Origin of the sequence: Halobacillus dabanensis (genome assembly GCF_900114165.1) — a bacterium.
GTDB lineage: Bacteria > Bacillota > Bacilli > Bacillales > Halobacillaceae > Halobacillus > Halobacillus dabanensis.
The window spans coordinates 444,044-466,211 of record NZ_FOSB01000002.1 but is presented as its reverse complement, the minus strand read 5'-3'; the positions used below and the strand labels follow the sequence as shown (position 1 = coordinate 466,211).

The following is a 22,168-nucleotide window of genomic DNA, read 5'->3' as shown; positions in this document are numbered from 1 at the left end:
CGCCGAATGTTTGCAGGAAAAATTGATAAAAGCCGGTACGGATATTTGTTTATCGCACCTTTTTTCCTTGTCTTTTTTATTTTTGATTTAGGTCCAATCTTATATTCTTTCTATTTAAGTTTCACAGACTGGAGCGGTTTTGACACTCCATCCTTTGTAGGGTTGGCCAATTACGAGCGGCTGCTTCAAGATACACTGTTTTTTAAATCGATCTATAACACGCTGGTGATTTGGATTTTGTCAATCATCCCCCAGCTTACCATCGCTCTAACGTTAGCGCTCATACTTCATGAAAAGTTCATTAGGGGTAAACATCTTTTCCACGCCATATTCTATTTCCCGAATATGGTTACACCGGTCACGATGGGTGTTCTGTTTGCCTTGATTTTTGATTGGCAGAACGGGAGCGCCAACAAGATTATCATGGCGCTTGGGATTGTGGACGACCCTGTGAACTGGTTTAACAGTCCATTTCTTGCACAGTTGATTGTCGCCTCGATATTGATGTGGCAATGGTTTGGTTTTAACATGCTTGTCTTCCTGGCAGGGCTTCAGTCAATTCCTGAAGATTTATATGAGGCCGCTGAAATCGATGGAGCGAACAAGTTCCAAACTGCTATCAAAATCACGCTTCCACTATTGAGACCTGTCCTTATCTTTACCATGATTACCTCCGTCATCGGCGGGATGCAGATCTTCGACCAGCCGCTTATGATCGGAAAAGGTCCTGAGAATTCTACATTAACTATGGTTATGCATTTATACGAAGCAGCATTTGTCAGGTACGAATACGGATACGGTGCGGCTATTGCCTATGGAATATTCGTTCTCATCGCGGTAGCGACAGCATTTTCCATGTGGATGACTAAAATTCGAGAAAAGAAGGAGGGAGTAAGTTGAGGAACAATTCTATCTCAGCCATGGCGTCCAGGTCCGAAGAACAGCATGACTCTGAAATCAGAAGAAATCAGCGGAAAAGTTTTTTAGCCAAAATTATCATTTGGATATTGCTCATTTTGGCGGCAGGCATTTGTCTTCTCCCTTTTTACAGTATGATGATTACCGCTACTCACGCTAATGCTGATATCACACGTAAGCTGCTCCTGACTCCTGGAAGTCATCTGATTGATAATTATCAAAGACTTGTCGATGTAGTACCGATTTGGAGAGGCTTTTTGAACAGTTTGATTATCACAGTAAGTGCTACGGCGATCGGATTATACTTTTCCGCTCTCAGTGGTTACGGCTTTTCAAAATTTAATTTCAAATGGAATGGTCCGTTGTTTGCCTTTGTATTAGCAACCATGATGATTCCTGGTCAATTGGGTATTATAGGCTTTTTCAAGCTTATGAATATGTTCGGCTTGATCAACACTTACTGGCCGTTAATAGTGCCGGCTGCCAATAACGCTTTCGGACTGTTTTTTCTTAAACAGGTGGCTGATTCAGCTGTACCGAAAGAGTTACTTGAATCGGGACGGATAGACGGATGTAATGAGCTTCAAATCTTCCACCGTATTGCTTTACCATTGATGACTCCCGCCATTGCGACATTAGGAATCTTTTTATTTATCGGGAAATGGAATGAATTTTTGCAGCCAATGATTATTCTATTTGATAACAGTCTTCAACCGTTGCCTGTAATGATTGCCAGTGTAAGGAACCAATTCAGTGTGGACTATGGAGCTCAATATGTCGGAATCGCCATTTCTGTTGTACCGATCATTATTGTGTTCGCACTTGCATCGAAAAAAATCATCGGAAATGTTATGGCTGGAGCGCTTAAACAGTAAAGAAATTCTGTCATTAATGACCTGAAGGGGGGCGTTACCCAGGGACATCCACTAAAAACTTTTGCTGTGAAATTTAGAGAAGGTTTTAACCATTACATTCATTTAGGAGGACGATGAAATGCGAAAAAGTTTTACTTTTATCATGATGTTTTCTGTCTTGATCATTGGTGTTCTTGCTGGGTGCTCGGGTGATAGCGAAGAAGCAGGTAGTAACAACGGTGAGGAAATGAATAATGAAAATATGGAACCAGAGGATTTTGAAGGGACGTTGGATATCTGGACCTTCTTCGGCGGTGTTGAAGGAATGGCTGAGAGTTTTGAAGAGAAATATCCAAATGTGGATGTGAATGTGGAAGTTTTTCCTGGGGATCAGTATCAGACGAAATTAATGACAGCGATTCAGAGTAGAACCGATGTGCCTGATATTTTTGATCTGGAACGGAGTTATATGGGGAAATTTATTAATCAGGAATTTGTGGCCAACTTGTCTGATATGGGTGCCGATGAGCTGGTGGAAGGACAGGTAGAATATGTTAAAGAACTGGGTACTGGTGAAAATGGTGATGTGCGTGCCATTTCCGACCACTCTTCTCCAGGAGCATTCTGGTACCACAGAGATTTAGCAAAGGAATATTTAGGAACAGATGATCCACAGGAGATATCGGAAATGGTATCAAGCTGGGATAAGATCATTGAACTTGGCCAGAAGGTGTATGAAGAAAGTGACGGAGAAGTAAATCTCCTTTCCCACTATGGTGACGTATTTAATACAGAGAAACAGCACCAGGAACAATGGGTACAGGATGGCAAATTAGTGGTTGACCCAGCCTGGAAAGATATTTTCAATAATATGAAACAAATCAGAGAAAACAATGTTGATGCTAAGCTTGGTTATTTTTCAGGAGGATGGGGTGACGCTTTAAACGAAGGTGGTGTCATTATGTTTGCGATGCCTGCCTGGGGTGGTTTCATGATTGATAATGAGGATGGAAAGGCCGAAGGGAAATATGGAATTGCCAAAACTCCGAGCGGTTATTATGAAGGCGGTACGTACCGTTCCATCTATGAAGGGTCTGATAATAAGCAGCTCGCGTATGAATTTGTCCGCTATATCTCCAGTGAGGAATGGCAGAACAAGAACCTTGAAGAAACCGGAAATATGCCAGCATTGACTTCCGTTTATGAGGAGAATCTTGACTCCTATACACACGAATTTTTCGGTGAGCAGAAAATTCTAGAGCAATACTATGATCTTGTTCAAGATGTTCCTGCCCACGAAGCAGGAGAGAATAACAATGACATCTCAACACTATTTTATGATGCGGCATCTTCCGCGATAGACGGGGGACAGTCCTATGAACAAGCAATTGAAAAATTCAAGAAATCGGTAGCAAACGGATATCCGGAAATTGAAATAGAGTAAAAAGACATAGGGATACTGTCTTTAAAGGGGATTTGTAATTGAATTCTATTACGCAGTATATAGAGAATATTCGCATAATTGATGGACATGAACACTTGATACCGCATTCAGAACGAAAGAAAATGGATGCAGACTTCTTTGATCTGTTGCACTATGTGAGGTCAGACCTTATTACAGCAGGCTTAGACCCGTCCTTCTTTGAAGATGGTCATAGCATGTCTGACAGAGAAAGGGCAGAGCTGTTTTTGAAGTATTGGCATAAGACCAAAAATACCACTTATGCACAAATGCTTCGCTGGTCTGTTGAGGACTTATACGGCATGAAGGATTGGTCTGTGGAAGGTATTCTAGAACTGAATAAAAAAGTGAAGAAAGCGACCTACGACCCTGACCACTACCGGTATGTGCTAAAGGATAAAGCCGGTATTGACCTGGCTTTCACCTTAATATTTTCTACGAATGTGGACTTTGAACTGTTTCGTCCAGTGATGTTTATGGACCATACATTTAACATCACCTCGCTAGCAAATATTGAAGCATTGGAAAAACAATGGGGAAACAGAATTTATGAGTTCGAGGATCTTTTAAAGGCAATGGATGCAATTATTGAGCGTTATGTGAAAGAAGGGATGGTATCCATCAAAATCGGGGCTGCTTATTGGCGGTCCCTGAGGGTGGATAAACCTACCGCTAACGAAGCTTCTTACGCTTTCAATAGAGTGAAGACCTTTCATTTGAAAGAAAGTCTGGCACCTGAAGAGGCCAAACCTCTTCAGGATTATCTGATCCACCACTTAATCCAACAGGCTATTAAGTTCCATATGCCAATCCAAATTCATACCGGCCATCAGGAGCCGAGTGTTTCTATGAATGGAAATATCCTCACCAATTCGAAGGTGACGGATTTGGTTCCATTATTACTGGAATACAAAGAAGCAAATTTCGTTCTTCTGCATGGGGGCTATCCTTATTACGATGAGTTTTTATCCATTGTTAAAAATTTTCCGAATGTATACGGCGACTTAACATGGTGCTATATCATTTCACCAACAGCAACAAGGGATATGCTGTTTAAGATGATTGAAATGGTTCCACAATCTAAAATTATTGGATTTGGCGGAGACTACAGCCAGGTGGAGGGCACATATGCACATGCTAAGCTGGCACGACGAATCTTGAGCGAAGTGCTAATTTCAAAAATAGAACATGGCGATATGACAGAAGAGGATGCATGTGAATTTGCAGATTATATTTTACGCGATAACTTAATAGATTTATATAACTTAAATATGAAGTACTCTTCTCAGTTAAGGGAGGGAAATCATGTTTCGATTAGTAAATAATGGATCCCTACCCCTGATGTTCAAGGAGACTCCTATATGGGAAAGCTTGCGGGTTGTGGTGAAGGTAGATACTGGGGAACAACTACCTTTAGAACAGGTTAATGAACATATTTCGGAGGGGTTGGATGACCATGGCCCTTACAAGTTATTTGAATACAGATATAAAAAAGATGAGATAGCAAGCTTCACATTATCCTTCTATGTTTACGAATGGTCCATTAAGGCATATGGAGAAGTTGAGCTCCATTGTGAACGTTTGTTTGCGAAAAATCCTTCTCTCACACCGGAGGGAGGGGTAACGATCAAGCTGGATCATTGGACGGAACCAGAAGGATTGGTCGCTCATTATCTTCATAAAGATTGGTGGACACGTCCTCATTTCCAAAAGGACATTCGGAACCTGCCGCCAAGGACTCAGTCTCTCTTGTGGAAGGTGGAGGAGGACTACTTGGGCTGGCTTCCATTGCCGGATGATGTGGTGAAATCAGAAATTCAGGGAACGGAGGATGGCTGCGAAATTACTGTTTCCTCTTATGAAAATGGCAGGGATTACGGTAAGTTTCCAATGTTTATGTTGGGAGTGAAGGACAACCCATTTACATTAACCGAACAAATGACATCGGCAATCGCAAGAAAGGGCCGTTCCTTCAAGACTATTTCTGAACGTACTTACCCATCCCAGCTCGATTACTTTGGCTGGTGCAGTTGGGATGCTTTTTATAAAGAAGTTCATGCCGATGGTGTATTAAAGAAAGCAGAAGAATTAAAAGATAAAAAGATTCCGGCTAAATGGATGCTGATTGACGATGGATGGTCGGAAGTGAAGGAGGAACGCCTGGCCGCTTTTTCCGCAGACCCAGAAAAGTTTCCGGGAGGATTGAAAGAAGTTGTTTCCTGTCTGAAACAGGACTTTGGTGTTCACTCTGTAGGGGTATGGCATACGCTTGCCGGCTATTGGGGCGGCATAGACCCGGACAGTGAGTTAGCCAAAGATATGAGTCAAACCCTCTATGAAACTAGAAGCCGCAAACTGATCCCTTATCCTGATAAACAGCGTGGATTTGGTTTCTGGGATGCGTGGCACAATTATTTAAAAGCCCAGGGAATAGACTTTGTGAAGGTCGACGCCCAAAGTGGAATTAATAATTTTATGAGGTACCATATGCCGATTGGTCTATCATCCCAAGAAACTCATAAGGCATTGGAAGCCTCCACTGGAATACACTTCAATCATACAGTCATCAACTGTATGGGAATGGCCCAGGAGAATGTATGGAATCGCCCAATCTCCAGTATATCCCGTAGCAGTGACGATTTTGTCCCGGATGACCCTGCAGGTTTTTCGGAGCATGCCCTGCAGAATACTTATAACTCCCTATGGCATGGAGAACTTTATTATGGGGATTGGGACATGTTTTGGACGCAGCATAAGGATGCTAAGCGTCATGCCCTATTAAGAGCTGTCAGTGGAGGCCCGATCTATACAAGTGACCCAGTAGGAAAGACAGATCCAGATTTAATTTGGCCACTTATATATAGGGATGGAAAAATCATACGATGCGATTCACCCGGAAAACCTACTCAAGATACATTGATGAGCAGCCCGGTAGGGGAAAATACACTATTGAAGGTGCAAAATAATGTGGGAGAAGTGGGGATTCTCACTTTATTCCATGTTAATAAGGATGCAGAAATGCTGAATGACGTAATTTCTCCTTCTATCATCGACCTCTGTAATTCTGGGTTCTATTGGGTTTTTGATTATAACCGCAGAAACGTTTTTGAAATGAAGAACAGTGACGAGAAGGAAATCACACTCCATCAAGAGGAAGCAGACCTGTATTTCTTTTTACCGCATCAAACTATAACACCGATCGGGTTGATAGATAAGTATATCTCGCCTGCCACGTTTGAAGAATTATATCGAAATGAAAAGCATTTGACTGTAAGGGTGAAAGAGGGGGGGAGAGTTTGGGTTTATTGCTGAGCATGTCCCGAATTCTGTGAAAATAAATGGAGAAATCGTACGACCCCAAAACCCTCAATCTGTTCTTTATGTTCTGGATTGTTCTGACTACGAATCGTCGCCTGTTGTGGAAATAACACTATAGTTAAGAGGAGCGTGAAATACAATGAAGGTTTCTTGCCACCTCATCACCTGGGGAGAGGACTTGTTAAAAGGATTAAAGGAAGCTTCCGAGCTTGGGTATCAAGCGTGTGAGACGTTCACCCATTTGGCACTGGCTTATGAAAAAGATATTGACAAGTTCAATGGTTTATTAGATGAATATGGTTTTGAACTTTCTGCTCTTTATGGAGGAGGGAGATTCACAGACTTGACCAAACGTGAATATATAATTGAGCGTAATGCGCAGGTTGCTAGATTTATAGCTGCCGCCGGAGGAGACAGGATCATCCTTGGACCGGCTGGACCAAGGAATGAAGATGGTACAACATTAGAGGAATTGCATATTGCAGCCGAAACGATTAATCAGGCAGCTAGAAAATGCTCCGAGCTGGGGGTGAAAGCCTGCCTCCACCCGCACATTGGTACTGAAATCGAAAATGAGTCCGAGCTGGACATGATCATGGAATTAACAGATCCAGAATATGTGTTTTTCTGTCCAGACACAGCCCATCTGGCCAAGGCGGGAATGAATCCATTGGAAGTAATAAAGAAATACCAGGATAGAATTGCCTACGTTCACTTGAAGGACATCTCTCCAGAGTTCGCGGATTCCGAAACTTTTCCAATCTTAGAAGGTAACGAGCAGATGCCTATTTTTTGTGAGCTGGGACTAGGAACGCTCAGCGATGAGCTAAAGGAAATTGTCCATTTTTTAAAAGATATCGATTATGGAGGGTGGCTTACTGTTGAAATTGATCAAACAACAAGCACACCGTATGAGAGTCTGGCTGTATGTCGGGACTTCGTTCAAGACAAGCTGAGTGTTTCTTTATGACCTAGAACATCTAAGAAAAGGGGCTGATGACAATGGGATGGAAAAATGGACTGGCCTATGTGTCTTCCATCATTATGAAACTGGCTGCCATCAATTTACTCTGGCTGTTTTTCATAGTGGTAGGGGCAGTTGTTTTTGGAGTTTTCCCTTCGACAATTGCTATGTTTGCTGTAATGAGAAAGTGGATGAAAGGTAATCTTGGCTCATCCCTCATCAAAGAGTTCTGGTTTTTTTATAAAAAAGAATTCTGGAGGACAAATGGTGCGGGAGCGGGGTTTGTGCTTATCGGTTATATTCTATATGTTGATTTGTTTATCTATCAATTTGGAGAGGACCAGCAAATTCTTCAGCTGCTTCTATATATCCTTTCGGCCTTCTACTGTATGGCTGCAGCCTATTTCTTTCCTCTCTATGTCCATCATGAGTTTAAATGGTACCAATATTTAAAGGTCGCCATTTTAACTTCTTTCTCAGCTCCGTTTAGAGGTTTATTAATGCTCTTCCTTGCCTATGGCATCTATTTTTTGATGAGTAAGTCTCCAGGCTTATACTTATTCTTCTTCGGAAGTGGTATCGCCTATTTATGGCTGATGATTACATTACCGACTTTCCAAAAATTATTGAATCAAAATAAAAAGCCACGGAACAAAAAAACTGCAATTCAAGGAAGGATGAAATGGTGGAGTGAAACGTGAAATCAGAATAGGTATGGTCGGGTATCAATTTATGGGAAAAGCTCATAGTCATGCTTATAGGGATTTACCCTTTTATTTCGATGTAAGCACTACCCCTGTTCTTAAGGCGATTTGTGGCAGAAAAGAAGAATCCGTGAAAGAAGCAGCTGAAAAGATGGGATGGGAGTCTTACGAAACGGATTGGAGAAAATTAATAGCGAGAGAGGACATCGATGTCATTGATATCGTTACCCCGAACCATACTCATGCAGAAATCGCCATTGCGGCTGCCAAAGCTGGCAAACATATCATTACAGAAAAACCGCTTGCACTCACATTGGAGGAAGCAAAGGAAATGTATAGCGCGGTTAAAGAACATAATGTCGGGCATTTGATTTGCCATAATTACCGTTATGCTCCAGCTGTGCAGTATGCCAAGAAGCTGATCGAGGAAGGGCTGTTAGGACGCATTTATCATTTTCGCGCCCGCTATCTTCAGGATTTCATTATGAGTCCAGACTTTCCGCTCATTTGGCGTTTAAAGAAAGAAGTGGCAGGTTCAGGGGCTTTGGGGGATATCGGAGCCCATAGCATCGATTTAGGCCGTTTTCTGGCAGGGGAGATCCAATCACTTGTCGGCACAAAAGAAACTTTCATTAAAGAGAGACCCATTGGGGAAATGTCCGGAGGATTAAGTGCCTCGTCAGACTTTTCAAGTGTTGGTGAGGTCACCGTCGACGATGCCTGCGCCTTTTTGTGCCGCTTTGAGAACGGAGCTCTTGGGACCTTTGAGGCAACCAGGTTTGCAGGTGGAAATAGAAACAAAAACGAATTTGAAATCAATGGAGAAAATGGTTCCCTTCGCTGGAACATGGAGGATATGAATAAGCTTGATGTTTACCTTGCTAAAGATGAGGAAGGCTTGCAAGGGTTCCGTACGATCAACTGTACAGAAGAAATCCATCCATATGCTGGAGCCTACTGGCCGGCAGGACACATCATCGGCTATGAGCATACATTTATTAATTTATTCCATTCTTTTCTAGAAGGGTTGTACCAGGACAAGAAAGACTACCCGGATTTTGAGGATGGAGTAAAAAACCAGGCTGTATTGGCAGCAGTGGAAGAATCGGATGAAACCGGTGGATGGGTAAACGTCCCTTCATGATTAGTAAGGCTAAAATAGAGGAAGGGTGATGACTTGTTGAATGAAAAGTTGAAGGTAGGCATCATCGGTGCAGGTGGCATTGCAAGAGGTATACATATTCCCAACTATTTAAAACACTCCGACCGAGTAGAAATAATAGCGGTAGCTGACGTGATTGAAAAAAACGCAAAGGAATGCGGCGAAAAGTTTTCCATTCCTCAAGTTTTTACAGACTATAAAGAAATGCTGGCACAATGCAGCCTAGATGCCGTCAGTGTGTGTACCCCTAACAAATTCCATGCGGAAGCTTCAATCCATGTTCTTGAAGCAGGCTGTCATGTTTTATGTGAGAAACCACCAGCCATGAATGTAGAGGAAGCCAAAGCCATGGAAGAGGCTGCGGAAAGGAATGGAAAAATTCTCACCTATGGCTTCCACTTCCGTTATGCTCCTGAAGTACAGGCGTTAAAGCGCTTTACGGAGGGTGGAGCCCTTGGGAATATTTATGCCGCTACCATCAAAGCTGTGAGAAGAAGAGGTATTCCAGGCTGGGGAGTCTTTACAAATAAAGAGCTTCAAGGCGGTGGCCCCCTCATCGATATCGGTGTCCATATGTTAGATACAGCCCTTTACTTAATGGACTATCCTGAACCGGAAACCGTATTTGGTGCTACTTATCAAGAAATTGGTACCCGGAAAGGGGTAGGAACGATGGGGGAGTGGGATTGGAAGAACTTCTCGATCGAAGACATGGCGCTAGGGATGATCCGTTTTAAAAATGGAGCGACAGTTATGCTTGAAACAGCCTTTGCAGCAAATGTAGAAAAGAATGATCTAATGAATGTCTCCCTGATGGGTAATGAAGGCGGGGCGGATGTTTTTCCATTGAAAATATATCAGGAAAAATATGATACATTGATCGATATTTCACCTGCTTATCTCCCGAAGAAAGGATATCATGAATTAGAAGTAGAAACCTTTGTGAACGCTTGCCTTGCCAACGAATCCCCCCTTAGCACTCCAGCACAAGGTGTAGTAATTCAAAAAATCATTAATGGTCTTTATGAATCGGCACGAACAGGAGAGGCAGTTAAATTAGATGAATGATCAAAGGTTGAGAAAGAACAAAGACAGTATTAGATAATGTATATAAAAAACTATATATGTGCCAGATGAATAAATACCGTGACGAAAATACTGGAGCAATCGCCGGTATTATCAGGCTCTTGCTATACTCATTTTCCTGTGGAGTAGAAAACCAATCGTTGATGTATGGCCGGGAGTTGAAGTGTGAAATAAGTACACAAAGTAATTAGCGACCCAAATATAATTAAAAATCGGATGGTATTATACCATCCGGTTTTTTCATAAGGACTGAGCACTCTGGAAATGGATGAGTACTATAGCCTGGTAAGAAACGCGTGTTGGGGTAGATTGGAAAATAGGTTTTAAGGTAATCAATTATATTTTTAAGAGGTGGGCAGGATGGAACATTTAAAAGATGCATTTATAAGACAGTTCGGAGGGCATGGGGAGCTCTATTCGTTCTACGCTCCTGGCCGGGTCAATTTGATCGGGGAACATACTGATTATAATGGTGGATATGTATTCCCATGTGCTCTGAGCGTGGGCACCTACGCAGTTGCTCGTAAGCGGGATGACACAAAGCTAAATCTTTATTCCATGAATTTTGACAGTTCTGGGACCATAGCAACTACAATGCAAAAATTGCAATACAACCCTGAACAAAAATGGGCCAATTATCCGATAGGGGTTGCGGCTGTTTTTCAAAAAGCAGGGTACGAATTGGGGCATGGCTTTGATGTAGCTTATTACGGTAATATTCCAAACGGCGCCGGTCTTTCCTCATCTGCTTCTATCGAGCTTACTACCGCTGTATTGCTGAATGAATTGTATAGTCTTAATTTAGACACGGTAGAAATGGTGAAGCTCGCACAAAAAGCCGAGAACGATTTTATTGGTGTGAACTGTGGCATCATGGATCAGTTTGCTATTGGATTCGGAAGAAAAGACCATGCCATATTATTAAATTGCGAGACATTAGAGTACAGGTATACTCCGATTACATTAGAAAAAGAAAGCCTGATCATCATCAATACGAATAAACGTAGGGGTCTGGCTGATTCAAAATACAATGAGCGAAGAACACAGTGCGAAACAGCTCTCCAGGAACTACGAAGTGTATTGGATATAAATAGTCTTGGAGACCTCACGCCAGTAAAATTCGAGCAGTATAAGCATTTAATCACAGATGATACAGTTCAAAAACGGGGAAGGCATGCGGTTTACGAAAATGCTCGAACTATCAAAGCAGTTGAAAGACTGAATAAAGGGGATGTAAAAGGGTTCGGGCAATTGATGAACGAATCCCATCGATCGCTAAGGGATGATTATCAAGTCACAGGAAAAGAACTTGATACGCTTACCGAAGCTTCCTGGGAAGAAGGCGCAATAGGCTCCCGAATGACAGGGGCAGGTTTCGGAGGATGCACAATTAGTATAGTGCCAAATGATATTATCGAAAGTTTCATAGAAAATGTTCAGCAGAAATATAAGCAAAAAACTGGATTGGAAGCAAGTTTTAATATCGTAGAAATCGGTGACGGAGCAAAAATGGTGTAAAAGGAGGAAAAGTCATGGCAGTACTAGTTTGTGGTGGGGCAGGATATATCGGAAGCCATGCAGTTGCACAATTAATAGATAAAGGCGAAGAGGTAATCGTCGTGGATAATTTTAAAAAAGGGCATAAGCAGGCGATTTTACCTGGAGCAAGAATTTATGAGGGAGATCTTCGGGATAAGGATTTTCTGAATAACGTTTTTCAAGAAAATGACGTGGAAGCTGTCATACATTTTGCGGCTGATTCTCTTGTCGGTGAAAGTGTCGAAAATCCGCTTCAATATTACGATAACAATGTTTCTGGAGCCATTTGCCTGCTGAGTGCCATGGCAGCGAACGACGTAAAAAAACTCGTCTTTTCATCTACAGCAGCTGTATATGGCGAGCCGGAACAAGTGCCGATAAAGGAAACGGATACAACTGTACCGACGAATCCCTATGGAGAAACAAAACTTACGATAGAAAAAATGCTTAAATGGGCAGAAATAGCCCATGGCATCAATTTTATCGTATTACGCTATTTCAACGTTGCAGGTGCCGATCCAGATGGCAGAATCGGGGAAGATCATAGACCAGAAACTCATCTTATCCCTATAGTTCTGCAAGTAGCTTTAGGCCAACGTGAAAAAATATTTATCTATGGTGATGACTATGAAACAAAAGATGGTACCTGTGTACGTGACTATATCCATGTAGTCGATCTAGTCGATGCACACCTTTTAGCTCTTAAGAAATTGAGTAATGGTGTTGAAAGTAATATTTTCAACCTTGGTAATGGGCAGGGGTACACAGTTAAAGAAGTCATCGATGCAGCAAGAAGAGTAACAGGACATGAAATTCCGGCGGAAACAGCGCCACGGAGGGCGGGAGATCCGGAACAATTGGTCGCTTCTTCGGAAAATGCTATGAAAGAACTCGGCTGGAATCCTCAGCATGGTGACATTGACAAAATGATTCATACTGCATGGGAATGGATCCAGGACCATCCGGATGGTTACAAAGATTAATAGATAGAGGTGATCATATGAGTGTGAATATCTACAGAGAAATCGACAGACTGATCAGGTATGGACTGCAAAAGGAAATGATTTCTACTTGGGATACCGATTATGTCAGGAATGGTCTGCTCGAGTTATTCCATTTAACAGAGGATCAACCAACATCCACGCCTGATGAACGTCTCGACACTCCGGTTGATATCTTGGAAAAAATGCTGGATTATGCCGCTGACCACGAACTTCTACCGGAAAATACGGTGATATATCGTGACTTGTTTGACCCTCTAATTATGGATGAACTCCTTCCAGGTCCGGCGGAGATCATCAAAACGTTTTATCATTATTACCGAATCGAAGGACCAATTGCAGCAACTGAATATTTTTATGACATGGCAAAATCATCTCATTATATCCGCACGGAGCGGATTGCCAAAAACGTTCACTGGCATAGCCATACCACATACGGAAACTTGGAAATCACTATCAACCTGTCCAAACCGGAGAAAGACCCGAAAGCTATTGCAGCAGCAAAGGCAAACACTACTATTTCTTATCCAAGATGTTTATTATGTAAGGAAAATGTTGGATATGCCGGACGGCTTGATCATCCCGCGAGACAGAATCATCGGCTCATCCCTATGGAACTTGCCGGAGAAGAATGGTACCTTCAATACTCCCCTTATGTTTATTACAATGAACACGCAATCGTTCTTTCTAGAGAGCATCGCCCAATAAAAATATCGAAAGAAGGCTTTGATCGTCTGTTGCATTTTGTTGAACTATTTCCCCATTATTTCGTCGGTTCAAATGCGGATCTTCCTATTGTCGGAGGGTCAATTCTAAGTCACGATCATTTTCAGGCTGGTCATCATGATTTTCCAATGGCAAAAGCACCGATAAAAGAAATTGTCCCTATGGATGGCTTCGAAAATATAACCGTCGGCATTGTCAAATGGCCTATGTCTGTTATTCGGCTTCAAGGAAGAAATCGTGACCAGATTTCTAAGCTTGGCGGCAGGATACTTGAAAAATGGAGAGATTATAGTGATAAAGATGTTGGCATTTTAGCAGAAACCGAAGGAAATTCACACAATACTATCACACCTATCGCCAGGAAAAAAGACGATTATTATGAACTCGACTTGGTACTCCGGAATAACCGTACAAGTGATGAATATCCATTAGGGATTTTCCATCCCCATCAGGAAGTCCACCATATAAAGAAAGAAAATATCGGTCTAATCGAGGTTATGGGTCTTGCTGTACTCCCAGGCCGTCTGGTTGAAGAAATGGAGGTGCTTAGCCAATATATGCTCGCCGACAAGCTCGAAACCAAAGGAAAGGAAGATGAAAGGACGGCCAAGCATATCGATTGGGCAAAACGAATTGAAGCTGAGCATCCTAATTTAAAGGAAGGAAATATCAAACAACTTTTACAGACAGAGATAGGCAGAACTTTTTCCACGGTGCTCGAGCATGCAGGAGTGTTCAAAACGGACACCCAGGGTCAGGAAGCTTTCCGTCGATTCCTAGACCAAATTTAAGGTAGTGTTTTATTTGCAGTGCTATATGTAAATTTTTAAGTGAATAGGAATTATACTTAATTTACGTCCTTTAGGCTAACTATCATTAAAGAGTTCATTTAATTTGATAACCAAATAGAGTGCATAATAAATATCCTTACGCACAACCACCGAACACTTATCTTTTTTGGTAAATTTTTTAGGGGGAGAGTAATGAAGGAAAAGCAAAAAACACGTTCCTGTTGTAGTGTGAATCGAGAAAGCATTAAACTTGGTAAGACAAAGGGAGATAACGAAAAGAAAAGATTGAATAAGCAAGAGATTAAATTTAAAGAGAAGATGGTTTACTTGCATGGGGGAGAGTTTTTTATGGGAACGGATGATGATGAAGGGTTTTCTGCTGATGGAGAAGGACCTGTGAGGAAAGCTAAAGTAAATCCTTTTTATATAGACAGCTATGCAGTCAGTAACGAAGAATTCGACCAATTTATTAAAGATACTGGATATAAGACAGAGGCGGAGCAATTTGGATGGTCTTTTGTTTTTTACAAGTTTTTATCCCAAGATATGATAGGCAAAGTCCAACAAGTGGCTGGAACACCATGGTGGTTTGCAGTCGAAGGAGCTTATTGGTTTCAGCCTGAAGGTCAGGGGTCTACAATAGAAGATCGTATGGATCACCCAGTTATCCACGTATCTTGGAATGATGCCGTGGCTTTTTGTAAGTGGGCAGGAAAGCGACTGCCAACTGAAGTCGAATGGGAATATGCGGCCCGTGGGGGCTTAGAACAGAAAAAGTATCCATGGGGAGATGATTTAACACCAAATGGGGAGCATTATTGTAATATTTGGCAAGGTGATTTTCCACGTCAAAACACGGAAAAAGATGGCTTTATCGGGACTGCACCTGTTCATTCATTTCCTGCGAATGGCTATGAACTCTATAATATGTCCGGAAATGTGTGGGAATGGTGTGAAGATTGGTTTACCACTCGTCCTTATCGAAAAGCTGAAGATAAAAAACAAATCGATAACCAAATGCCTAAAGTAATGCGAGGCGGTTCCTACCTATGTCATAAATCTTACTGTAATCGATATCGTGTAGCTGCTCGTAGTTCAAATATTATGGATAGCTCTACTGGTAATATAGGTTTCCGTTGTGTAAGGAATGCTTAACAAATAAACAAATATGTCATTTCATTTTTTGTCCCTGCCCTCCACTGTGTTACTGGATGGAAAGTTCAGAGAAACAACGGAAGTTTTTACTTCCGTTGTTTTTTTGGTTATAGCTCTTCCATGCTCCGATAAATCAGCTTGATTCCTATACTTAAGCAGTAAAAAGGGAAGGTGATAACGACCTGGAAGTTTACAGGATAATTAAATCCTAGAATTTTCAGACAACAAAAGGAAAACCCATTGACATTTAGAATGATTATCCATACACTTAATAATAACAACGTTGTTAAAAAGTTATCTCCTGTTACGGAGTATATATTTTTTAGCTTAAATAACAACGTTGTTATTCAAAGGCGAAGGAGAGTGGAATATTTATGGTTCGCTTAACAAAAGAAACAGTAAAAAATATACAAAGCATCCATGCTTCCAATAAAACGTTAATCCATAAAGAATTACCAGAACGAGCAATTCAGTTTGGGGAAGGGAATTTCCTTCGTGCTTATTTGAACTGGATGCTTGAAAAAATGAATCAGCAAGGCTTGTTCAATGGCAGAACAGTCGCCATCCAGCCGACTCCTCATGGGAAAGTCGTACCGAAACTTCACAAGCAGGACAATTTGTACACGACAATTCTACAAGGAGTAGAGAATGGAGAGGAAACGCAGGAGGTGGAGGTGAATTCTACAATCTCCCGCAGTATCAATCCTTATGAATCATGGGAAGAGCTCTTGAAGTTAGCGGAGTCTGACTCCATGGAATTCATCTTTTCCAATACGACAGAAGCAGGGCTTGTGCATATGGAGGAAGAATTTCCAAGAACTTCATCTCCCTTATCCTTTCCGGGTAAATTGACAGCCTTGCTTTATCGTCGCTTTACCCACACAAACGGGGGCCGGGGATTCACCATCATCCCATGTGAGCTAGTCGAAGAAAATGGAAGCCTCCTGAAATCAATTGTGCTTCGCATTGCTGAAGATTGGGATCTCTCCGAAGACTTTAAGAAATGGGTCGATGATCAAAATACATTTTGCAACACGCTTGTCGATCGCATCGTTCCCGGTTATCCAAAAGAGAACAGCAAAGAATGGGAGCAAAAGTTAGGGTATGAAGATGTGCTCATGGCTGTCGGGGAGCCGTTTCATCTTTTTGTCATTGAGGCGGATGAACCACTGGAAGAGAAGTTACCTTTCAAGGAAGCTGGTTTGAATGTGAAATGGGCAGAGGTGAAGCCTTATCGTGACTTGAAAGTGAGTCTATTGAATGCTCCTCATACATTGCTTTTTTCCGTCGGTTTTTTGTCCGGCCTTCAAACTGTCAAGGATGTGATGGAGGATGATGTCGTCTCTTCCTATGTTCGTTCTGTTATTTATAAGGATATCTTGCCAGGGCTTTCTTTTGATGAAAAGGAAAAGGAGAGTTTTGCCGCTTCTGTGCTGGAGAGATTCCAAAATCCATTCGTCAAACATCAGTTGACAGACCTTGGGTTGAATGCCGTCCAGAAATGGAAAAGCAGAGTGTTCCCTTTGCTGCCAAAGGATGAAATGATACCTGATTCAATTGCTCTATCCCTTGCTTCCTTGCTTCATTATTATCGAGCCCAGACGATTTACGAGGGGCATTTCATGGGGAGCTATCAGGGCACAGAATATAAAGTGCGTGATGATCAAGTGGTTTTAGATGCATTTATTGATTTTTGGAATAAAGGCGAACAGGATCACGGAGCCATCACTTCCTTATTAAGTAATGAAAATCTTTGGGGAAGAGATTTATCCCCAGCGGCTGATGCTGTATGGGAGTATTTCCACTCTATCCGGACGAAGGGTGCAAGAAATACAACGGCACAGATGTTGAAAGACACATGGGCATTGGAAAATCAAAAATAAAAAGGATGGGATGATATGAAGAACTTTATGGATGAAACATTCTTACTGAACAGTGAAACAGCGGAACGGTTATATAACAATTATGCGAAAGACATGCCGATTATTGATTATCACTGCCACCTTAGTCCGAAAGAGATTTATGAAAATAAGTCTTATCAAACCATCGCCGATATTTGGCTCGATGGTGATCACTATAAATGGCGATTAATGAGAGCGAATGGCATCGATGAAAACCTTATTACAGGAGAGGCTGTTCCGTACGAAAAATTCCTTGCTTGGGCGCGTACGGTACCGAAGTCAATCGGAAATCCTGTCTATACGTGGACCCATTTGGAACTGCAGCGTTATTTTAATATTTTTGTCGCCCTCAATGAAAACACAGCACCGGAAATATGGGAAAAGGTGAATGGACAGTTGACCCAGGATGATTTCGGAGTGCGTGATTTAATCCGAGCTTCGAATGTGGAAGTCATTTGTACGACTGACGATCCAGTAGATGATTTGCGTTACCATAAGCTTTTGAAGGAATCGGATTTTGAGACAGAAGTCCTGCCTAGTTTCCGTCCGGATAAAGGCTTGGAGCTGAATAGGGATGGTTATCAGGAATGGGTGAGTAAATTGGAAGATGCCTCCCAGGTCTCCATCAATAACTATGAGGATTTCCTTGCTGCCTTGGATGCGCGGGCAAGATATTTCGACCAAGTAGGCGGGCGGGTGTCTGATCACGCATTGGATGAAGTAGTTTATCAAGAGGCGACGATGGAAGAGGTTTCTAACATCTTCAAAAAAGCGAAAAGCGGCTTCAAAGTCAGTAAAGAAGAGGAAGCTAAATATAAATCTTTCACCCTTACGTTCTTAGGAAAAATTTACTCCGAACTGGGCTGGGTCATGCAATACCATATTAGTGCCCAGCGCAATAACAATACTAAAATGTTTCAGCAGTTAGGTCCGGATACTGGCTTTGACAGTATGAATGATGGCCAGATTGCAAAACCACTTTGCCGTTTGCTGGATGCCCTTGAAAAGCAGGATGCTCTCCCGAAAACCGTGTTGTATTCCCTGAACCCGAAAGATAATCCCGTCCTGGCGACGATTGCGGGAAGCTTCCAGGAGGGCGGCGTCCCAGGGAAAATGCAATTTGGTACCGCCTGGTGGTTCAACGATACGAAGGAAGGCATGTTGTCACAAATGAAAACGCTTGCAGATATGGGTATACTCAGTCAGTTCATCGGTATGCTGACAGATTCAAGAAGTTTCTTGTCCTATACGCGCCATGAGTATTTCCGCAGAATCTTGTGTGATCTGTTGGCGACATGGGTGGAGAATGGGGAAGTCCCGAATGATGACGAATTGTTAGAACCGATTATCAAAGATATTTCTTATAGAAATGCTGTCCGCTATTTAGGTTTTCAGACACAGTCCCAGCAATTAAAAGTTTAGAGCTTAATTTAGGAGGATCTATCTTGGAAAATATCTTGAAAATAAACGAACAGGATAATGTTGCCGTCGCTTTGAAAGATTTGCCTCAAGGCATGACCGTGAATGTAGATGGGCGTCAAATCACTGTGAATGCAAATATTCCAAGCGGGCACAAAGTAGCGTTGGTCCCGATGACGAAAGGGACGGATGTAATTAAATATGGTTTTCCAATCGGACATTTGGAAGACCACGTAGATGTCGGGGACTGGGTCCATACGGAAAATACAAAAACGAATTTGGAAGGTGTCCAGGAATACCACTATGAACCGAAATTCGCGGCCAACCCTTTTGAGGATGAAAACCGGACGTTCAAAGGTTTCAAACGATCTGATGGCCGTGTAGGCATCCGGAATGAACTTTGGATCGTTCCCACAGTGGGCTGCGTGAATGGCATCGCCGAGCAAATCATTAAAATTTTCCAATCCGAAGTCGGTGATATCGCCCCATTTGATAACATCCAGGTGCTGAAACACAACTATGGTTGTTCTCAATTGGGGGATGACCATCTTAACACAAGGACGATTTTAGGCAATGCCGTCAAACATCCGAATGCCGGCGGGGTCCTTGTCTTGGGACTTGGATGTGAGAATAATAGTGTCACAGAGTTCGAGGCTTCCCTTGGGGATTATGACCGCGAGAGAATCAAGTTCCTTACTTCCCAGGATGTTTCAGATGAAATCGAAGAAGGGGTCAAATGTTTACACGACATTTACCAAGCGGCGAAGGATGATCACCGGGAAGATGTTCCGCTGTCGGAATTGAAGGTCGGGCTTAAGTGTGGAGGATCCGATGGCTTTTCCGGCATCACGGCCAATCCGTTGCTTGGCAGACTGTCTGATTATCTAGTCGCCCAGGGAGGCACGACCGTCTTGACGGAAGTACCTGAAATGTTTGGTGCAGAAAAATTACTGATGGAAAGGGCGGTCAATGAAGAAGTTTTTCACAAAACGGTCGATTTGATCAATGACTTCAAGCAGTATTTCCTGACTCATGATCAACCGATTTATGAGAACCCGTCGCCTGGTAATAAAGATGGTGGCATAACAACGCTTGAAGACAAGTCGTTAGGATGTACGCAAAAAGCAGGAACCTCTGTCGTTACAGATGTCCTTAAATATGGAGAAAGGCTGCAAACGAAAGGGCTGAATTTACTCAGTTCCCCAGGCAACGATTTGGTTGCTTCTACTGCCCTCGGTGCTGCAGGTTGTCAGATTGTTTTATTCACGACAGGAAGAGGAACACCGTTTGGCTCGTTCGTACCGACGATGAAAATTTCTACGAATACACCGCTGTATGAGAAGAAGAAACACTGGATCGATTTCAACGCAGGCCGTTTATTGGAAGGCTCCCAGCCGGATGATGTGTTGAAGGATTTCCGTGATTATATCATCCGGGTGGCCAGCGGAGAACTGGTCAATAACGAAAAAAATGACTTCCGCGAAATAGCGATTTTCAAGTCAGGGGTCACGCTTTAAATGAGGAGGGACCGAACATGGAGCAAAGCCTTTTACAACAGTTGGAAGACCACAAAATCATCGCCATTATTAGAGGGATCCCTTCCGGCACAGGAAATGAAGTGGCGGCAGCCTTGTACAAAGGAGGTATCCGTTTTCTTGAAATCACTCTGAATACAGAAGGCGCCCTTGAATTGATTTCAAATCTGAAGGAAAACTTCGATGGGGACTTGAAAATCGGAGCTGGTACGGTGTTGAGTGTCGAGGAGGCTGCAGCTGCGATTGACGCAGGCGCGGAATATATCGTATCCCCACACTTTGATGAAGAGATCGTGACCTATTGTTTGGCTAAAGGGGTTCCGGTTTGGCCAGGTACGATGACACCGACGGAAATGATGCGGGCAACTAATCTCGGGGCCTCGGCTGTCAAAGTATTCCCTGTCGGTGCGCTCGGGATGAAATATATCAAGGATGTGCGCGGACCGCTTGGTCATATTCCGATGATCGCTACAGGAGGGGTGAACCTGGATAACATCGAAGAGGTTTTGCACTACGGAGTGAAAGCTGTGGGACTTGGCGGAAATCTCGTCAACAATAAGCTGATTGCCGAAGGAAAGTATGAAGAAATTACAAGGCTGGCTAAGGCCTATGTTGCAAAGGTTGAAGGAAGTGTAGTCCATGGATAAACGAGTAGATGTGGTAACGATAGGGGAAAGCATGGTGCTTTTCCAACCTTATACAGGAGGCACGATCAAGTATGCCCCTCTTTTGACTAAATCGGTCGGAGGGGCGGAATCTAATCTTGCTTTCGGTTTATCGCGGCTGGGTAGAAAGGTGAGGTGGATCAGCCGTGTAGGAAAGGATCCGTTTGGGGAGTTTATTTTATCCACGCTTGCAGGGGAAGGGGTAGAGGTGGATCATGTCGAAAAAGACCATGCTCATCCGACGGCGCTTTATTTCAAAGAGGCAAAAATTCCAGGCGATCCGATGGTCCATTATTACCGGAAACAGTCAGCAGCGAGTCAACTAGCCCCCGAACATATAAAGCCAGCCTGGTTTGAACAAGCAAGACATCTTCATGTGACAGGCATAACTCCTGCACTTGGTGATCACACCGTTGCTTTCTTGAAAGATGCTATGAATCAGGCAAGGGAGCAAGGGTTGACGGTCTCATTTGATCCTAACTTAAGACGTAAATTGTGGGATGACGAGACAGCAAGGGCTGTTTTGCTGGAATTGATCCCTCTCTGTGATGTCTTTTTGCCTGGATTAGAAGAAGCTCACTTTTTATTAGGGGAAAAATCGCCAGCAGCGTATGGGGAAGCGTTTTTAAACATGGGGCCATCGGTTGTTGCCCTGAAGTTAGGGGAGGAAGGTTCCATCGGTTTTGTTGGTACGCACGTATTTGAAGCGCCGGCCTATCAGGTGGAACAGGTCGTCGATACGGTAGGGGCTGGAGATGCTTATGCGGCTGGATTTTTGGATGAATGGCTGGCAACAGAACATCCACTAAGGGAAGAGACCTTAATCGATTCGGTGCCTCGTGCTTTAAGACAAGCCAATGTAACGGGAGCAATAGCCACTCAGTTTCCTGGAGATTGGGAAGGCGCATCTACGAAGGAGGAAGTTCGCCAGTTGATGAACAAAAACCAGGTGGTAACAAGGTAATGAA

Annotated in this window: 19 protein-coding genes; all 19 read left to right on the top strand. The window is 42.8% G+C overall.

Annotated features, from left to right (window positions below):
- The first annotated feature begins 6 nt into the window (after positions 1–6).
- Complete coding sequence (locus BMZ58_RS05375) at positions 7–900, top strand: carbohydrate ABC transporter permease (protein WP_075035520.1); 894 nt, start codon at positions 7–9, stop codon at positions 898–900.
- Positions 897–1,793 carry a carbohydrate ABC transporter permease gene (locus BMZ58_RS05370; RefSeq protein ID WP_208601399.1) on the top strand — a complete coding sequence of 299 codons (897 nt, stop codon included), beginning with the start codon at positions 897–899 and terminating at the stop codon, positions 1,791–1,793. The genes BMZ58_RS05375 and BMZ58_RS05370 overlap by 4 nt, the downstream gene beginning before the upstream one ends.
- Before the next feature lie 118 nt (positions 1,794–1,911).
- Positions 1,912–3,216 carry an ABC transporter substrate-binding protein gene (locus BMZ58_RS05365; protein ID WP_075035519.1) on the top strand — a complete coding sequence of 435 codons (1,305 nt, stop codon included), beginning with the start codon at positions 1,912–1,914 and terminating at the stop codon, positions 3,214–3,216.
- 38 nt (positions 3,217–3,254) lie between these two features.
- Positions 3,255–4,559, top strand: coding sequence for an amidohydrolase family protein (locus BMZ58_RS05360; protein ID WP_075035518.1), 1,305 nt, complete (start codon positions 3,255–3,257; stop codon positions 4,557–4,559).
- Positions 4,540–6,546 carry a Sip1-related alpha-galactosidase gene (locus BMZ58_RS05355; RefSeq protein WP_075035517.1) on the top strand — a complete coding sequence of 669 codons (2,007 nt, stop codon included), beginning with the start codon at positions 4,540–4,542 and terminating at the stop codon, positions 6,544–6,546. Before BMZ58_RS05360 ends, BMZ58_RS05355 begins: the two co-directional genes overlap by 20 nt.
- 145 nt (positions 6,547–6,691) lie before the next feature.
- Positions 6,692–7,522 (top strand): sugar phosphate isomerase/epimerase family protein, encoded by an 831-nt coding sequence (locus tag BMZ58_RS05350; protein WP_075035516.1) that lies wholly within the window; start codon positions 6,692–6,694, stop codon positions 7,520–7,522.
- Between the two features lie 32 nt (positions 7,523–7,554).
- Positions 7,555–8,217: a YesL family protein gene (locus BMZ58_RS05345; protein WP_167360028.1), complete on the top strand. Its 663-nt coding sequence runs from the start codon at positions 7,555–7,557 to the stop codon at positions 8,215–8,217.
- 13 nt (positions 8,218–8,230) lie between these two features.
- On the top strand, positions 8,231–9,364 hold the full coding sequence (locus BMZ58_RS05340; protein ID WP_075035639.1) for a Gfo/Idh/MocA family protein: 1,134 nt from the start codon (positions 8,231–8,233) through the stop codon (positions 9,362–9,364).
- A 36-nt stretch (positions 9,365–9,400) separates the two neighbouring features.
- Positions 9,401–10,450: a Gfo/Idh/MocA family protein gene (locus tag BMZ58_RS05335; RefSeq protein ID WP_075035640.1), complete on the top strand. Its 1,050-nt coding sequence runs from the start codon at positions 9,401–9,403 to the stop codon at positions 10,448–10,450.
- A gap of 65 nt (positions 10,451–10,515) precedes the next feature.
- The gene (locus BMZ58_RS21305; protein ID WP_208601398.1) at positions 10,516–10,659 is read left to right on the top strand and encodes a hypothetical protein; all 144 of its coding nucleotides are present in this window, start codon (positions 10,516–10,518) and stop codon (positions 10,657–10,659) included.
- Positions 10,660–10,828: 169 nt separating this feature from the next.
- A complete protein-coding gene (locus BMZ58_RS05330) occupies positions 10,829–11,986 on the top strand; it encodes a galactokinase (RefSeq protein ID WP_075035514.1) in 1,158 nt (385 codons plus the stop codon).
- Between the two features lie 14 nt (positions 11,987–12,000).
- Positions 12,001–12,990, top strand: a complete 990-nt coding sequence (galE, locus tag BMZ58_RS05325) for a UDP-glucose 4-epimerase GalE (RefSeq protein ID WP_075035513.1) — start codon at positions 12,001–12,003, stop codon at positions 12,988–12,990.
- Between the two features lie 17 nt (positions 12,991–13,007).
- Positions 13,008–14,525, top strand: a complete 1,518-nt coding sequence (galT, locus tag BMZ58_RS05320; protein WP_075035512.1) for a UDP-glucose--hexose-1-phosphate uridylyltransferase — start codon at positions 13,008–13,010, stop codon at positions 14,523–14,525.
- 192 nt (positions 14,526–14,717) lie between these two features.
- On the top strand, positions 14,718–15,680 hold the full coding sequence (locus BMZ58_RS05315; protein WP_075035511.1) for a formylglycine-generating enzyme family protein: 963 nt from the start codon (positions 14,718–14,720) through the stop codon (positions 15,678–15,680).
- A 374-nt stretch (positions 15,681–16,054) separates the two neighbouring features.
- On the top strand, positions 16,055–17,563 hold the full coding sequence (locus tag BMZ58_RS05310) for a tagaturonate reductase (RefSeq protein WP_075035510.1): 1,509 nt from the start codon (positions 16,055–16,057) through the stop codon (positions 17,561–17,563).
- Between the two features lie 15 nt (positions 17,564–17,578).
- The gene (uxaC, locus tag BMZ58_RS05305; protein WP_075035509.1) at positions 17,579–19,003 is read left to right on the top strand and encodes a glucuronate isomerase; all 1,425 of its coding nucleotides are present in this window, start codon (positions 17,579–17,581) and stop codon (positions 19,001–19,003) included.
- A 23-nt stretch (positions 19,004–19,026) separates the two neighbouring features.
- Positions 19,027–20,517, top strand: a complete 1,491-nt coding sequence (locus BMZ58_RS05300; protein WP_075035508.1) for a UxaA family hydrolase — start codon at positions 19,027–19,029, stop codon at positions 20,515–20,517.
- Positions 20,518–20,534: 17 nt separating this feature from the next.
- Complete coding sequence (locus BMZ58_RS05295; RefSeq protein WP_075035507.1) at positions 20,535–21,182, top strand: bifunctional 4-hydroxy-2-oxoglutarate aldolase/2-dehydro-3-deoxy-phosphogluconate aldolase; 648 nt, start codon at positions 20,535–20,537, stop codon at positions 21,180–21,182.
- Positions 21,175–22,164: a sugar kinase gene (locus BMZ58_RS05290; protein ID WP_075035506.1), complete on the top strand. Its 990-nt coding sequence runs from the start codon at positions 21,175–21,177 to the stop codon at positions 22,162–22,164. The genes BMZ58_RS05295 and BMZ58_RS05290 overlap by 8 nt, the downstream gene beginning before the upstream one ends.
- Positions 22,165–22,168 lie beyond the last annotated feature (4 nt).

Excerpts from the sequence above, each read along its gene's own strand:
- galT (WP_075035512.1), top strand. The coding sequence starts at position 13,008 with ATGAGTGTGAATATCTACAGAGAAATCGACAGACTGATCAGGTATGGA.
- BMZ58_RS05330 (WP_075035514.1), top strand. The coding sequence starts at position 10,829 with ATGGAACATTTAAAAGATGCATTTATAAGACAGTTCGGAGGGCATGGG.
- BMZ58_RS05350 (WP_075035516.1), top strand. The coding sequence starts at position 6,692 with ATGAAGGTTTCTTGCCACCTCATCACCTGGGGAGAGGACTTGTTAAAA.
- uxaC (WP_075035509.1), top strand. The coding sequence starts at position 17,579 with ATGAAGAACTTTATGGATGAAACATTCTTACTGAACAGTGAAACAGCG.
- BMZ58_RS05315 (WP_075035511.1), top strand. The coding sequence starts at position 14,718 with ATGAAGGAAAAGCAAAAAACACGTTCCTGTTGTAGTGTGAATCGAGAA.
- BMZ58_RS21305 (WP_208601398.1), top strand. The coding sequence starts at position 10,516 with ATGAATAAATACCGTGACGAAAATACTGGAGCAATCGCCGGTATTATC.
- BMZ58_RS05340 (WP_075035639.1), top strand. The coding sequence starts at position 8,231 with ATGGTCGGGTATCAATTTATGGGAAAAGCTCATAGTCATGCTTATAGG.
- BMZ58_RS05375 (WP_075035520.1), top strand. The coding sequence starts at position 7 with ATGTTTGCAGGAAAAATTGATAAAAGCCGGTACGGATATTTGTTTATC.
- BMZ58_RS05290 (WP_075035506.1), top strand. The coding sequence starts at position 21,175 with ATGGATAAACGAGTAGATGTGGTAACGATAGGGGAAAGCATGGTGCTT.
- BMZ58_RS05345 (WP_167360028.1), top strand. The coding sequence starts at position 7,555 with ATGGGATGGAAAAATGGACTGGCCTATGTGTCTTCCATCATTATGAAA.
- BMZ58_RS05355 (WP_075035517.1), top strand. The coding sequence starts at position 4,540 with ATGTTTCGATTAGTAAATAATGGATCCCTACCCCTGATGTTCAAGGAG.
- BMZ58_RS05295 (WP_075035507.1), top strand. The coding sequence starts at position 20,535 with ATGGAGCAAAGCCTTTTACAACAGTTGGAAGACCACAAAATCATCGCC.
- BMZ58_RS05310 (WP_075035510.1), top strand. The coding sequence starts at position 16,055 with ATGGTTCGCTTAACAAAAGAAACAGTAAAAAATATACAAAGCATCCAT.
- galE (WP_075035513.1), top strand. The coding sequence starts at position 12,001 with ATGGCAGTACTAGTTTGTGGTGGGGCAGGATATATCGGAAGCCATGCA.
- BMZ58_RS05365 (WP_075035519.1), top strand. The coding sequence starts at position 1,912 with ATGCGAAAAAGTTTTACTTTTATCATGATGTTTTCTGTCTTGATCATT.